Raw genomic sequence first — 14,014 nt, 5'->3', positions numbered from 1 at the left:
TCCTTGGTGCGCGGTCACGAGGGAAGAACCAACCGATCGCGTCCGGGGTCCTACGGGATCGCGCGCGTTCGGCAAATTCGAAGGCTTAGAACAGCGTCAGTTGCCGATCGTCGTCGCGGCTCAGCAGCCAGCGCCCGATCACGTCGTGCCGGGTCCGGCCGACATGACTATGGACTAGCACGAACGCATCCACGTCCCAGCCGATCGGCGCGATGGGTTGCGTGAACGACACGCCGTCGCGGTAGCCGAGCGTCATGTGCGGACTGAACCGATAGCCTTCGCGGGCGCGTAGCCCTGCCGCCTCGCGTGCCACCGCAATCCGCTGATGCAGTGCGGCGAGCGAGGCGTTCTTGTGGCGCGGACGCAGGGCTATGGAGCGATCGCTGCCGACCGCGGTGTCGAACTGGAGTGCGAAAAGCGCGGCTTCGACCGCATCGCCGATCGCTTTCAGGTCGCGTTCCAGCGCGGTCGAGACGCGATCATGGTCGTCGAGGATATCGATCGTCACGTGCAGATGCTCGGGGCGCAGCTTCTCCCGGTCGGTTTCGAACCACGACGCTGCAGCGGTGATCTGACGCGCGAGCGGAAGCGGCGGGCGGATCGCAAAGAACAGGCGATGACGGGCGAGCGGTCGATGAAACATGCGGTTTCCGAATCGGGAGACGTGGGTGTGTTGCTAATATGTTCCACTGCTTTCGTCTAGTTGGCGCGCGCGATCGTACGACTCAAACACCACCCCGGCGGAGGCCGGGGCCAAATTGGAAAGGTCAGAGTAACGACACGCTGCGCTCCGTTAAGCGCGTATCCCAATTGGGCCCCGGCCTTCGCCGGGGTGGATTTCTCCTCCCGGATACGTTCTTAGCGCGCCAACGCTTCCGCGATCAGTTTCCGCGAGTTCTCCACGCCATACAGCGCAATGAAGCTCCCCATTCGCGGGCCCTGCTCAGAGCCGAGCAACGTCTCGTACAGCGCCTTGAACCAGTCGCGCAGGTTTTCGAACCCCCCGGTCTTGCCGATCTCGTAGACGATGTTCTGGATATCCTCCGCGCTCGCCTCCGGCGGCAACGCGGCGAGTTCCGCATCGAGCCGCTCCAGCGCCGCGACCTCGACACCCTCGGGCGCGCGGCGCTTCAACGTCGGCGCGACGAAATCGCGACTATAGGCCAGCGCATAGCCGATCAGCCGGTCGAGCTCGGGGTATTTGTCTGCCGACGCATCGGGCACGTAGTTCGCTAGATAGCCCCAGACCTGCTCCTTGCTCGCATCGCCCATCACGCCGACGAGATTGAGCAACAGTCCGAACGTCACCGGCAACTCGCCCATCGGTAGCTTGCCGTCGTGGATGTGATGGACCGGATTGCCGAGCTTCTGCTTCAGGTCCTGGCCGGCATAATTGCCGCGGAACTGCCAATAGTCGTCCACCGCGCGCGGAATCACGCCCATGTGCAACGACTTCGCCTTCTTCGGCTCGCGATACGCATAGAACGCGAGGCTCTCTTCGGGGCCGTAGGTCAGCCACTGTTCGAGGCTCAGCCCATTGCCCTTCGACTTCGATATCTTCTCGCCATTCTCGTCGAGGAACATCTCGTAGTTGAAGCCCTCGGGCGGGCGGCCGCCGAGCACGCGCGCGATCTTCGACGACTGCGTGACCGAATCGATCAGGTCCTTGCCCGCCATCTCATAATCGACGCCGAGTGCGACCCAGCGCATCGCCCAGTCGACCTTCCACTGAAGCTTGGCCTTGCCGCCAAGCACGGACTGCTCAATCCGCTGGCCTTCATCCTCGAAGGCGATCAGCCCGGCTTCGGCATCGATCACCTCGATCGGCACCTGCAGCACGATGCCGCTGGTCGGCGAGATCGGCAGCACCGGCGAATAGGTTGCGCGACGTTCTGCCCGCAGCGTCGGCAGCATCACGTCCTGGATGCCCTGGAAGTGGCGGAGCACACCCTTCAACGCCTCGTCGAAGCGACCCGACGTGTAATATTCGGTCGACGACGCGAACTCGTAGTCGAAGCCGTAGCGGTCGAGAAATTCGCGCAGGATCGCGTTGTTGTGTGCGGCAAAGCTCGAGTGCGTGCCGAACGGATCGGGGATCTGCGTCAGCGGCTTGCCGAGATGCTCGCGCAGCATGTCGCCGTTGGGGACATTGTCCGGCACTTTCCGGAGACCGTCCATGTCGTCCGAGAACGCGATCAGCCGCGTCGGCGTGTCGGAGAGCGCGTGGAAGGCGTTGCGCACCATCGTCGTGCGCAACACTTCGTTGAACGTGCCGATGTGCGGCAGGCCCGACGGTCCGTAGCCCGTCTCGAACAGCACCGGATCGCCCGACTTGCCGTTCGGATAGCGCTTGAGGAGTTTGCGCGCCTCCTCGTACGGCCAGGCTTTGGACTCGAGGGCGGCGGTGCGGATGTCGTCGGTCATGATACAGCGCGACTAGCGCGTGCATTCGTGTCCGTCACCCCCACCGCCGCTTGCGACTCAGCGGCAACGGTCCTTCGCGGTGATCGTCCGGTCGACCGCACGGCCACCGAGCGCACCCGCTGCACCGCCGGCCAGCGTGCCGAGCAGCCCGCCACCGACCGCATTGCCGAGCACCGCGCCGCCGACGCCGCCTGCGACGAGGCCGGTCGTGCCGCTCGAATGACGGCAACGCTTGGCGCGGTAACGGCGGTCATGCCCGCGATATTCACGCTTCGAGCGTGCTTCGGCCTTGCCCGTGGGGATGACGGCGGCGGCCGGGATTGCGAGCGAGAGCGCGCTCAGCGCCATGAGAAACTTCCGCATGATGATCGTCCCTGTTGATGTAGGTAAAGTTCGGTATTGATGAGTGCGCAACGCACGTGGACCGTGCCGGTTGCGTAACGGCCGATATCGGTGAGCTTGTTGGTGGAGGTTTGCACAACCGCGAAGGGTGCAGCACTTCAGGCTGAAACCTACGACAGCGTGTTTCCCTGCGGAGGTGGGGATCCAGACCGGGCTCCCGTCTTCGTGGGAGAACAAGCAGCGAGAGGTTGCCCTTTCGTTCTCATTGCAGCAAGGTCGCGCAGTGCTTCGCTATCCCGCCCTCCACGCCAGCCACGCCGGCATCTGGATCGCGAATGCGGACGGTGCGCGTCCGATCGGGCGGGGCGAGGCGATCCGGATCGCGGCCGATACGCCGGTCATCATGCTTAACGCGCCGCTGGTCGGCCAACGCCTTGGCTACCCCGATCTGTCGGGGCTCGACCTGCTCGAACTCTACGCTTTCCTCCGCCCCGCGCAGTTCGCGGTGCCGACGCCGAAGGGGATCGCGCGGGTTGCCGGTCTCGACGTGCCGACCGAGGATGCGGAGGTTGCGCCGTTCCTCCTCCGCGCGGCCGAGGCGATGCTCGCGCTCACCGACACCGACTGGCCCGAACGGGAGGGCGCCTGGACGGCCGCGCAATCGCTGTTCCGCCTTCGCTGGCCTTGGGCGCCGGTCGTCGCCGAGCGGCTGAAGAAGCCGTCCGTCAACGAACGCTGGCTTTTCTCGTCGCTCCCCGAATGGGAGGAGCACGCGCCGCGACCCGCTCCGCGCACCGTGACGATCGAGCCCGGCGATGCCGAAGCGCGCCTCGTCGACCTGACCGGCCACGGTGCCGAGGAACGCCCCGGCCAGCGCGCCTATGCCGGCGCCGCCACGGCTGCCTTCGCGCCACGGGCGATGCGCGACACGCCCAATCTGGTGCTCGCCGAAGCGGGGACCGGGATCGGCAAGACGCTTGGCTACCTCGCCCCAGCGTCGCTGTGGGCCGAGAAGGCCGGCGGCGCGGTATGGATCTCGACCTACACCAAGACGCTGCAACGCCAGCTCGGCCAGGAAACTGCGCGCCTGTATCCCGACGCCACGATCCGGAAAGCCAAGGTCGTCACGCGGAAGGGCCGCGAGAATTACCTCTGCCTCCTCAACCTCGAGGACGCGCTGCAGGGCGGGTTCGCCGGCCGCGCGGCGATCCTCGCGCATCTCGTAGCGCGCTGGGCTGCCTATAGCGCGGACGGCGACATGGTCGGCGGCGATCTGCCCGGCTGGCTGCCGACCTTGTTCCGCCGTAACGGCTCGACCGCGCTGACCGACCGGCGCGGCGAATGCGTCTATGCCGGCTGCCCGCACTACCGCAAATGCTTCATCGAGCGCGCCGCCCGCGCCTCGTCCGACGCCGACATCGTGATCGCCAACCACGCGCTGGTGATGGTCAACGCCGCACGGGGCCGCGAACTCGCCACCCGGCCGACGCGCTACGTGTTCGACGAGGGGCATCACATCTTCGACGCTGCCGATTCGATGTTCGCGACCGCGTTGACCGGTGCCGAGACGATCGAACTGCGCCGCTGGATCCTCGGCCCCGAATCGAGCGGTCGCGGCAGGCGGAGAGGGCTCGCCGCGCGCCTGTCCGACCTCGCCAGCTATGACGAACAGGGTGCGCGGGCGATCTCCGACGCGGTCACCGCGGCGGGGGCGTTGGCGTCCGACGGCTGGCTGCAACGCCTCGGTGAAGGTGCGCCGTTCGGACCGATCGAGACGCTGCTCGCTGCCGTCCGAGGGCTCACCTACGCGCGGGCCGAACAACCGGGCGACGCGGGTTATGGGCTGGAGACCGAACTCGCCGAACCCGACGCGACGCTGATCGAGGCCGCCGCGCCCGCCGCCGCCGCGCTCGACGCGCTGGTCCGCCCACTCGTCACGCTCGGCCGCCGCCTCGAAGCCGTGCTCGCCGAAGCGCCCGACTGGATGGACGCGCCCGCCCGAGCCCGAGTCGAGGGCGCGATCGCCTCAATCGGTTGGCGCGCGGAGACGGTGGCATCGTGGCTGTCGCTGCTCGCGCGCGTCGGCGGGCCGGTCGACGGCGATTTCGTCGACTGGCTCGCGGTCGACCGGATCGAAGGCCGCGAGTTCGATATCGGGCTGCATCGCCACTGGCTCGACCCGACTCGGCCGTTCGCCGAGATCGTCCTCAAGCCCGCGCACGGTGCACTGGTTACCTCGGCGACGCTGACCGGTGGCGGTGATTGGGAAGTCGCCGAAGCCCGCACCGGCGCGCCGCATCTCCTGCGCCCCGCCGCCCGGTTCGAGGCGAAGAGTCCGTTCGACTATACGCGTCAGGCCGAAGTCCTGATCGTCACCGACGTGAAGCGCGGTGATATCGGTGCGCTCGCCAACGCCTATGCGCAGTTGATCGTCGCCAGCCGCGGCGGGACGCTCGGGCTGTTCACCGCGATCCGGCGCCTGCGCGGCGTGCATGGCCGCATCGCCGATCGACTCGCGCGCGAAGGCCTGCCGCTTCATGCGCAACACGTCGATCCGATCGATACCGGCACGTTGGTCGACATTTTCCGCGACGATCCGGGCGCGTCGCTGCTCGGCACCGATGCGCTGCGCGACGGCGTCGACGTCCCCGGCGAATCGCTTCGGCTTGTCGTGATGGAAGGCGTACCCTGGGCGAAACCCTCCGTTCTGCACGCCGCGCGCCGGCTCGCGGGCGGCGGCTCGGCGTATGACGACCGGCTCGTCCGCGCGCGGCTCGCGCAGGCATTCGGGCGGCTGATCCGCCGCGCCGACGATTCCGGCGTGTTCGTGATGCTCTCCGCGGCGATGCCCTCGCGGTTGCTCAGCGCGTTCCCGCCGGGGGTGCCGATCGCCCGCGTGACGCTCGAAGAAGCGGTGGCCCGAGTCGCAAGCCGGCTTTCCTCCAATCCACTTTCTTCTGGCGCGCCGGTAGGGCATGAAAGCCGCGAACCGGCTTGAGGATTGCCATGAAGACGTTGACGCTGTTGCGCCACGCCAAGTCCGGCTGGGACGATCCGGTAGCGCGCGATTTCGATCGCCCGCTCAACGCCAAGGGCAAGCGCGCCGCGGCGATGGTGGGGCGGCACATGCGGTCGCTTGGGCTCGCGTTCGATCATGCGATCGCGTCGCCCGCGGTGCGGGTTTCGGAGACCCTGGAGCAGATTGAATCGGGCTATGGCCGGACGATCGCGCCGGACCTGGATCGACGGGTGTATCTGGCGTCTGCAGCGACGTTGCTGGATGTGGTGCACGGGTTTCCGGCCGAGGCGGAGAGTGCGTTGTTGGTCGGGCATAATCCGGGGTTAGAGGATCTTGTCCTGATGCTGGTCGCGGATGGGGCCGATCCGCTGCGTGATGCGGTTGAGGATAAGTATCCGACGGCGAGCATTGCTGAGCTTCAGTTCGAGGGGGAGTGGGGGGACATCGCAACCGGTACGGCTCGGCTCACCCGGTTCATCCGGCCGCGCGATCTCGACCCGACCTTAGGTCCCGACGCAGACTAAACCATGTTTCCCCGCGAAGGCGGGGACCCAGCCTGGGCTCCCGCCTTCGCGGGAGAACAAGGGGGTGGGGTTTCCCGTCACGCGCACCATTCAAGTAAGCGCCCACCCCGGCCTTCGCCGGGGTGGGGCCGGTGTGTGGATAGGCTAATCCTTATCCCTTACCCCTTATTTCCCCAGCAGGCCGCTCAGCCCTTCTCCGCCATCCTCGCCTTAAGGTCCGAGAACGCATTTGCCGGCCGAAACTCGTCCTCGCTGATCACGCCCGCCGCCGCCAGCGCCGCCGCCGCGTTGGGCCCGCGCGGGAACGGATCGATCGACAGCGCAAGCGTGTCCGCCGCCGCTTCGCCAAGATCGATAGTGCCACCCTCGATCGCGACCGTATCGAGCGCGTCGTCGGACAGTTCGACCTCGTCGCCTTCCGAAACGAGCTGATCGACGAACAGCAACGCAACCGGCTCGTCGATCTTCGTGTCGAGCGGCTCGTCGGTCACCGAACATGCCTGCACAGCAGCCCCGGTCACGCGGCCCTTTACGACGATGCCGCTGTCGGTCCGCTTGATCCCCAATCGCGCGTCGAGTCGCGTGATCGACAGCAGCGCGAACCGCTTCGCCAGCGCCGCGCGCTCGTCCTCGGTCGCGGCGATCTCGACGATCCGCTCGCGCTCGCCGATCGTGTCGAGGCGTTCGGGACGGCTGAACTCGGGCTTCACGGCAGTTCTCCAGATAACAGATTCGGTAGTGGCGTCGCAGCCAGCCCCGCATGAAACGTCATCACCGACTCGCGGACATGCGTCAGCGCGGAATGGTCCGGCTGAGCACCCCGATACAGGTTCCGCACCAGAGCCGGCGCGATATCGCCTGCCGCCAATCCGTCGCGATATGCACCGAGCCGCCCGCCAAGCATGCTCATCATCTTGCCGATATGCTTGCCGACGATGATGTCGCCGATCCCGATCTCACGCAGCTGCCCGTCCATGTCATCGACGAACCGCTCCGCCAGACGTGCCGCAGGCTCGCCGCCCGCCGGCTCCACCTCGAGTCGAAGCATGACGATCGCCAGCAACGTCGCGATCATGTCGAAGCGGCCGTCGACCGTGTCCGGCACCGCGCCCTCCCGGTACCAGTGTTCCGCGCGGGCTCGACCAACGACGGCGTTATACAGCGGCAGCGCCTCGTTGGGCTTCTCGCCGAGCAGTCTTCCCAACCAGCTCAAAATCTATCGTCCTCAACACGAAGCCGCGCTTCGGCTTGTTTGCCCGCGCATCCTCGCATATCGAGGCGATCGGCGGCCGATGCAATCGCGTGGGACCCGTCACGTGTTTTCGCGTGCCCCGGTTGGGAGTTTATATGAGCGTGTTTTCCGCCCGTACGGGTCTCGCCGCAACACTCGCGGTCGCCGCATTGGCGAGCGGGGGCTGCACCCAGCTGCGCTCGCACCAGGGCTATGTCGTCGATACTGACCTCGTCAACTCGGTCCAGCCGGGCGTCGATAACCGCCAGTCGGTGCTCCAGACGCTGGGCAAGCCAACGCTTGCGGGCCAGTTCGACCAGGGCGACTGGTATTATCTCGCGCGCGACAGCCGCAACCTCGCGTTCCGCAATCCGCGGCCGAACGCGCAGATCACGCTGCAGATCAGCTTCGACCAGAAGGGCACCGTCACCGCGATTCGCCGCGGCGGGCTCGACCAGGTTGCGTCGATCACGCCGTACGGCAAGAAGACGCCTACGCTCGGCCGCGAGCGCGGCTTCTTCCAGGATCTGTTCGGCAATATCGGCACGGTCGGCGCGGCGGGCGCAGGCGGCGGCGGCAATGGCAGCAACACTGGAGGCGGCGGCCGCAATCGGCCGTAACCTCTTAGGTCGAATGTCTAGTGTGGGGGCGGCTTAGGCCGCACCGCGTGCTACGCATCGGTGCGGCCGGGCCGGGCATCATCGGCGCCGATCCCGAAAGGGGGGAAAGGGATCATCGTCGTAACGCACGTTCGACGCGATGGTTCGCCTTCCGGCCGAAATTTCACAAAAACGGCAAACATCCGTTCTCGATGCGACTATATCCGTTGCGGCGGCAACCTGCGGTACCCTGTGGTCGGGGGTGTGGCTTGGGCGAGTCGCTGTGGATCATCGACGCGTTCGCGCGCGAGATGCTGCTGTTTGCAGGCGTCGGGCTGTTCCTCGGCGGCATCGACGATCTGCTGGTCGATCTGGTCTATATCGGTCACCGGATCAGATATGGTGGTCGGCCTCGCCTGACCCTCGCCACCTTGCCGTCGCCGCGTATCGCCGGACGGATCGCGGTGTTTGTCGCGGCGTGGGACGAGGTCGCGGTGATCGGCGGAATGCTGACGACTGCGCTCGATCGCTACGACCACGATCATTACCGAATCTACGTCGGTGCCTATCCGAACGACCGGGGGACGATCGATGCGATTGCCACGGTCGCCGAGTGCGACCCGCGTATCAGGCTCGTGATCGGGCCACGCGACGGGCCGACGACCAAGGCAGACTGCCTCAATACGCTGTGGCATGCGTTGTGTCGCGACGATCTGCGCGAGGGTGCGGAGCGGCCGACCAAAGCGGTCGTGCTGCACGATGCCGAAGACGTCGTGCATGCCAAGGAACTGCGCGTGTTCGACAGCCTGATCGAGCGATACGACGTGATCCAGCTTCCCGTCCTGCCGCTGGTCCACCGCGGCGCGCGGCTGGTGTCGGGTCATTATGCCGACGAGTTCGCCGAATCCCATGCCAAGCAGATCGTCGTCCGAACCGCGCTGGGCGCCGCGATGCCGCTTGCCGGCACGGGCTGTGCGATCGCGCCGGCCGTCCTTGCGATGATCGCGCAGGCGCGGGGCGGCGATCCGTTCGATGCGACCAGCCTGACCGAGGATTACGAACTATATGGAGTCCAAGATAAGACGTATTATGTCGGCAAGATATTTATACCGACTTGGCAGCTCGTCTTGAGGCCAACAGCCCGATGCGGGCTGCAGCCGTTCCATATAATAATTGCCGCTAATGCGGTTCGGCGCCGCCAAAATTGGTGGATTGCGGACTGGCCGCTTTCGAACGGTCGGCCCTGAAAAGCTGTCGCTCGTTCAGGAAGCACGCCAAAGGATACCGAACTCCCGTATCCCGAATGCGGCGGAGTGGCGGAGTGGCGGAACGGCGTGCTCATCGATCGGTGTCCACAATAGGCGCTGGCTTGCGTATGGACCTTATCGAACGGCTTCGGCCTGCCACCAACCCCGCCGCTCTCGCGTCGGGACTCGGCTTGTCGGGCGCTCGGGAATACGCCTCAGTTCAGGTCTTCCGCGAAACGGGGTTGATCGAGCCGTGGCCCGCCCCATAGCCGACATCTCGAGCGTCGAAGTTGGAAAGCGGCCAATTGGACGCAGCGTCGGGGGGACGAATGAAGGTAAGGATCAATCTCAGCCTTGCGGATTATGTCCGCATCGGAAACGCGAACACTGAAGGGCTGCTGGCCGGTCATCACGCACTGATGCCGCTCGTCAATGACTACTACGACTTCTTCGCGACGAAGCTGTGGAGCGACGGACAGCCGATACGGGAGGTGCCGATGTTCCTCTCGACCAACGCGTTCATGATATGGACGAGCGGCGTGCGCATGGCGCTGAGTGGTCACGAGACGGCCATCTACCCGCTTTTTCGAACCGCTCTCGAATCCGCCTGCTACGCGCTGCTCATCTCGCTCGATCCCGCGCTTGAGTCCATCTGGTCGGACCGCGACAAGGGAGATGTGGAGCGCAAGGCGTCGAGGAAGGCGTTCGGCGGGGCGGTCGCGGATGTAGTGAAGCATCTTGAAGCCGAGCAGTCGGGTTTGGGCGACTTCATCAGCTCGCTCTACGAGACGAGCATCGATTACGGCGCGCATCCCAACACTCTTGCGATCCGCAACCATGTTCAGATCGGGCCGAAAACGACCGAGCAGAAGAGGTTCGATCAGGGCAGCATCTACCCTGGTGACTCCTTCCAAGTGTTCCGCGCCCTGACATCGGCGGCGGAATATGGTCGCGGCATCGCGCTGGTGCTCATCCACTGCCTTCCGGGCATGACGCCTACGGTGGTCGAGCCTCTCCGCGCGCTTCAGCTCGAGTTCGCGCGAATCATGGAGATGGAGACGCCCGACGCCGAGAAGCAGGACTGATGAGACGCGCTCGTGGACAGCTATTCGATCCGGAATGGCTCTTCGATGACTTGAAAATCCGGCTGCCGGCTACCAAGAACATATAGGGAATAGATGCATCCTAAAGGGGTAGTTCGCGATGGCCACCGTAACCAGCACGTCTCGCCGCTACATCGAGGCCCTCGTCGACGAGCTCGACATCAGCGATAGCAGATACGAACAGGCCAATGAGAGCTATATGTCGCTTGGGCGCTGGCTTAACAGGCCGGCATCTTCGATCGCAGCGTATGCACCCGCTGTCTACGTGCAGGGCTCCTTCGGCCTCGGGACGGTGATCAAGCCAATCAATCTTACGGAGGAATACGACGTCGACGCGGTCTGCGAGCTGAAGGACCTTGGGAAGTCCCAAGTCACCCAATTCGCGCTCAAGACCATGGTCGGTGCGGAAATCGAGGGATACCGCCGCTCAAAGTCGATGTCGAAGCCGCTGCGCGAATGTCGTCGCTGCTGGGCGCTCGACTATGCCGATGGCGCCCAGTTCCACATGGACGTCGTGCCGGCGCTTCCGAACGGAGGTTCGGTCCGCAAGCTGCTGGAGGCCCGCTCGCTCGATACGCGATGGGCGTCAACTGCGATCGCCATCACCGACAAGGAGCGCTGGGACTATGCGATCAAGACCGACGACTGGCCTCGATCAAACCCCAAGGGCTATCTGGAGTGGTTCCGGTCCCGCATGATCGTGGCGCTGAACGAGCGCAAGCGTGCGCTCGCGAAGTCCATGAACGCAAGCGTCGAGAAAATCCCCGACTACAAGGTGCGGACGCCCTTGCAGGCGTCGATCATGATCCTGAAGCGTCACCGCGACATCATGTTTCAGGACGACCGGAGCAACTCTGCCCCGATCTCGATCATCATCACGACGCTGGCGGCTCACGCCTACAGCGGCGAGGAGGACGTGGCCGACGCGCTGTTTTCAATCCTGTCGGGAATGGAACGGCACATCCTGCGTGACGGAAGGGGCGCCGCGTTCATCCCGAACCCGAGCGATCCCATGGAGAACTTCGCCGACAAGTGGGCGGAACGCCCGGAGCGCGAGTCGGCTTTCTTCCGTTGGCTGAGGCAGGCTCAGTCCGACTTCTCGCGCATCGCGCAGCTCAACACGCAAGCGGGCATCGCCGAGGTACTCTCTCCCCATGTCGGTGCCGAGCTCGCGAAGCGTGCCGAAAGCCGATCCGGCGGCTCGAGGTCCATGCTGCGCAGTGCAACAGGCTTCGTCGCGGCCACGTCGTCGCCATCGTTCGGCTCCACGCCCCGCGTTCCCAGCAAACCTCAAGGCTTTGCATGATCTGGTGGGCGTCCCAACCCAGCCGTGCCCGAAGCGAACGTCGTGCAATAGCGGATCTCCAGGAGCGGTCGGACTGGCTCCGCGACGTCACCTGGCGGCTGACGCCCCAGGCGCGCCTTTGCGCCGACTTCGACCTGGTTCGGCTCGGTGAGGCCGTTCCACTGACCCTGACCTATCCCGGCTTTTTTCCCGATATGCCGCCCCAGATAACGCCGCGCGACGGAGCGAGACTGACCGGCCACCAGTGGGGCGCGGGAGGCGAGCTCTGCCTGGAGTACAGACCCGACAACTGGGATCCCTCGGTCACCGGGGCCATGATGATGGAGAGCGCTTACCGGCTTTTGACCGGCGAGCGGCCAGCGCCAGGCGAATACGCCAGCGTCGCGAGCGCTCACCGCATGACTGTCGGCCAGAACACGCGCGGCTCGTCGAACAGGCTTCTGGTCCCGGCGGATCTTGCCGCGATGATCGCGCAGCTGGCCCTTCATCAGCCGGTCGAGTTCGAGGCAGCCGAACACCTGGCGACCGGTCACTGGCTCGCCTTCCCGCGGCGGCTTGGATCTGCCGAATTGCCGATCTGGACCGGGGCTGAGATCTTTCCCGACCTCACCAAGAGGAAGGGCTTCGCCGTAAGGCTAGTCGCCGCTCTCGGCGGCAGGGTCCTTCCCACGTTCGAGTTCTTCGATGCGGTTGTCCGTAGCACGGAGCGCGAGGATCTCATCGCCAGGCTCGACTCGGCGACTGAGGAGTTCACCATGCTGGTTGAGTGTGACGGAGCGATATTCATGATGTCGCTCGCGCCCGGCACCGGCAAACGTTACGTGTTCGACTATGCCAGCGTTGCCTTGCCCGAGGACGCGCCGAGGTTGCCCGCCGAATACGGTCGGCTCGCAAGGGCGTCGGTCGCGATCGTCGGTTGCGGGTCGGTCGGCTCGAAGGTGGGGGCCTCGCTTGCGAGGGCCGGGGTCGGCCGCTTCGTTCTCGTGGACGGCGATCTCGTCTTCCCTGGCAACGTCGTGCGCAATGATCTCGACTGGCGCGCGGTCGGCCTGAACAAGCCCGATGCGGTCTCCCAACGCATTAAAAGCATCCTGCCATCGGCCATGGTGAGCAGGCGTCGGCTGCTGCTCGGCGGCCAGGAGAGTTCGGCGTCGACGGAGTCGGCTCTCGAGGAGATCGGCGGGTGCGACATCATCGTCGACGCGACTGCCGATCCGCAGGTCTACAACCTGTGCGCCGCGATCGCACGCGACGAGCGCAGGCCCATCGTATGGGGCGAGGTCTTCGCAGGAGGGATCGGTGCGCTCGTCGGGCGGCTGCGGCCCGACGTGGAGCCGGTCCCGCACCAGGCCCGCCGGCAGATTCTGGACTGGTGCGCGTCATGCGGGGTCGAGGTGCCGCAGGGGCGGGCAAACCAGTATGGACTGGATCTCGGAGAGGACCTCCCGCCGCTGATCGCCGACGATGCCGAGGTGTCCCTTCTCGCCGACCACATGTCGAGGTTCGTCCTTGATACGCTCTCCAGAAGCGAGACCATCTTCCCGCACCCCGCCTACGCGATCGGCTTCCGCAAGGGGTGGATTTTCGAAGCACCTTTCGACACCTGGCCGATCTCGCTATCGCTCGAGGAGGCGTGGGGGCCGCAGCAGGACGAGGGTCTGGAGGACGAGCTGCGGGCGTTCACGGCCGAGTTCTTCCCCGCATCCCCGGAAGGGCCTGCCGAGTGAACCTGCTGGTGCCCAGGGACGTGCGCGTCCGTCTAAACAACACCGTGAGGGCCGCGGGACGGCTGGAGATCGGCGGGGTGCTCATGGCGGAACAGCTTGCGCCCGGCCGATTTTCGCTCGTCGACTTCACGGTCGATGCCGAGAAGGGCGGCGCTGCGCATTTCGTGCGGTCCGTGGATCATCATCGGGAAGCCTTGGCCGCGTTCTTCGATCGGACCGGGTCGGATTTCGCGCGCTTCAACTATCTCGGGGAGTGGCACTCCCATCCCAACCACCCGCCGGTGCCGAGCACGGAGGACTTGCGATCCATGCAGGGGCTGGTCGGCGGCGAACGGGACATACCATTCGCGCTGCTTCTCATCGTTCGGGCAAGCTGGCGACGGCTTCTGCTAAGCGCCACCTTGTTCCAGCAGGGGGCGGCGCCGGCACCCGTCGTGGTCGAGATGGACAGCCGCGAAGAACAAGAGACCGCGCGCCTCGGGAGGAGCTAGA

The 14,014-nt window shown here is 65.6% G+C and carries 13 protein-coding genes; 8 read left to right on the top strand and 5 right to left on the bottom strand.

Going from position 1 to position 14,014, the window contains the following annotated elements; genetic code table 11:
* Positions 1-85: 85 nt before the first annotated feature.
* The 3 genes from O6X71_RS12300 to O6X71_RS12290 all read right to left on the bottom strand — a co-directional run bounded on the left by O6X71_RS12300 (position 86) and on the right by O6X71_RS12290 (position 2,787).
* Entirely contained in the window at positions 86-643 is a 558-nt protein-coding gene (locus O6X71_RS12300; protein ID WP_353466087.1) for a 2'-5' RNA ligase family protein, read from the bottom strand.
* Between the two features lie 215 nt (positions 644-858).
* Positions 859-2,424 (bottom strand): lysine--tRNA ligase, encoded by a 1,566-nt coding sequence (locus O6X71_RS12295; protein ID WP_353466086.1) that lies wholly within the window; start codon positions 2,422-2,424, stop codon positions 859-861.
* Positions 2,425-2,481: 57 nt separating this feature from the next.
* Positions 2,482-2,787, bottom strand: a complete 306-nt coding sequence (locus tag O6X71_RS12290) for a hypothetical protein (RefSeq protein ID WP_056053958.1) — start codon at positions 2,785-2,787, stop codon at positions 2,482-2,484.
* A gap of 262 nt (positions 2,788-3,049) precedes the next feature.
* Between O6X71_RS12290 and O6X71_RS12285 the strand changes: the two genes are divergently transcribed.
* Positions 3,050-5,764: an ATP-dependent DNA helicase gene (locus tag O6X71_RS12285; RefSeq protein WP_353466085.1), complete on the top strand. Its 2,715-nt coding sequence runs from the start codon at positions 3,050-3,052 to the stop codon at positions 5,762-5,764.
* A gap of 8 nt (positions 5,765-5,772) precedes the next feature.
* Positions 5,773-6,309, top strand: a complete 537-nt coding sequence (locus O6X71_RS12280) for a SixA phosphatase family protein (protein ID WP_353466084.1) — start codon at positions 5,773-5,775, stop codon at positions 6,307-6,309.
* 185 nt (positions 6,310-6,494) lie between these two features.
* On the opposite strand, the gene O6X71_RS12275 is transcribed toward O6X71_RS12280, so the two are convergent.
* Together O6X71_RS12275 and O6X71_RS12270 are read right to left on the bottom strand one after the other, a co-directional pair.
* Entirely contained in the window at positions 6,495-7,019 is a 525-nt protein-coding gene (locus O6X71_RS12275; RefSeq protein ID WP_192975341.1) for a YceD family protein, read from the bottom strand.
* The gene (locus O6X71_RS12270; protein WP_353466083.1) at positions 7,016-7,522 is read right to left on the bottom strand and encodes a ubiquinol-cytochrome C chaperone family protein; all 507 of its coding nucleotides are present in this window, start codon (positions 7,520-7,522) and stop codon (positions 7,016-7,018) included. Before O6X71_RS12270 ends, O6X71_RS12275 begins: the two co-directional genes overlap by 4 nt.
* A gap of 134 nt (positions 7,523-7,656) precedes the next feature.
* Here O6X71_RS12270 and O6X71_RS12265 point away from each other — a divergent pair, with 134 nt between their 5' ends.
* The 6 genes from O6X71_RS12265 (at position 7,657) to O6X71_RS12240 (ending at position 14,013) form a co-directional block, all read left to right on the top strand.
* Positions 7,657-8,160, top strand: coding sequence for an outer membrane protein assembly factor BamE (locus O6X71_RS12265; RefSeq protein WP_353466082.1), 504 nt, complete (start codon positions 7,657-7,659; stop codon positions 8,158-8,160).
* A gap of 248 nt (positions 8,161-8,408) precedes the next feature.
* A complete protein-coding gene (locus tag O6X71_RS12260; protein ID WP_353466081.1) occupies positions 8,409-9,386 on the top strand; it encodes a glycosyltransferase in 978 nt (325 codons plus the stop codon).
* Between the two features lie 305 nt (positions 9,387-9,691).
* Positions 9,692-10,471, top strand: a complete 780-nt coding sequence (locus O6X71_RS12255; RefSeq protein WP_353466080.1) for a hypothetical protein — start codon at positions 9,692-9,694, stop codon at positions 10,469-10,471.
* Positions 10,472-10,589: 118 nt separating this feature from the next.
* Complete coding sequence (locus tag O6X71_RS12250) at positions 10,590-11,795, top strand: nucleotidyltransferase domain-containing protein (protein WP_107963378.1); 1,206 nt, start codon at positions 10,590-10,592, stop codon at positions 11,793-11,795.
* Positions 11,792-13,522, top strand: coding sequence for a ThiF family adenylyltransferase (locus tag O6X71_RS12245; RefSeq protein WP_107963379.1), 1,731 nt, complete (start codon positions 11,792-11,794; stop codon positions 13,520-13,522). Before O6X71_RS12250 ends, O6X71_RS12245 begins: the two co-directional genes overlap by 4 nt.
* A complete protein-coding gene (locus O6X71_RS12240; RefSeq protein WP_107963380.1) occupies positions 13,519-14,013 on the top strand; it encodes a Mov34/MPN/PAD-1 family protein in 495 nt (164 codons plus the stop codon). The genes O6X71_RS12245 and O6X71_RS12240 overlap by 4 nt, the downstream gene beginning before the upstream one ends.
* The last annotated feature ends 1 nt before the right edge of the window (position 14,014 follow it).

The sequence above is a fragment of the Sphingomonas faeni genome (genome assembly GCF_040407505.1).
GTDB lineage: Bacteria > Pseudomonadota > Alphaproteobacteria > Sphingomonadales > Sphingomonadaceae > Sphingomonas > Sphingomonas faeni_E.
Note: the sequence above shows the minus strand (reverse complement) of the source record. Positions and strands in the feature narration are given on the sequence as shown.

Bases quoted from the DNA above. Each gene is read 5' to 3' on its own strand.
- O6X71_RS12295 (WP_353466086.1), bottom strand. From the start codon at position 2,424: ATGACCGACGACATCCGCACCGCCGCCCTCGAGTCCAAAGCCTGGCCG.
- O6X71_RS12300 (WP_353466087.1), bottom strand. From the start codon at position 643: ATGTTTCATCGACCGCTCGCCCGTCATCGCCTGTTCTTTGCGATCCGC.
- O6X71_RS12250 (WP_107963378.1), top strand. From the start codon at position 10,590: ATGGCCACCGTAACCAGCACGTCTCGCCGCTACATCGAGGCCCTCGTC.
- O6X71_RS12290 (WP_056053958.1), bottom strand. From the start codon at position 2,787: ATGCGGAAGTTTCTCATGGCGCTGAGCGCGCTCTCGCTCGCAATCCCG.
- O6X71_RS12245 (WP_107963379.1), top strand. From the start codon at position 11,792: ATGATCTGGTGGGCGTCCCAACCCAGCCGTGCCCGAAGCGAACGTCGT.
- O6X71_RS12265 (WP_353466082.1), top strand. From the start codon at position 7,657: ATGAGCGTGTTTTCCGCCCGTACGGGTCTCGCCGCAACACTCGCGGTC.
- O6X71_RS12280 (WP_353466084.1), top strand. From the start codon at position 5,773: ATGAAGACGTTGACGCTGTTGCGCCACGCCAAGTCCGGCTGGGACGAT.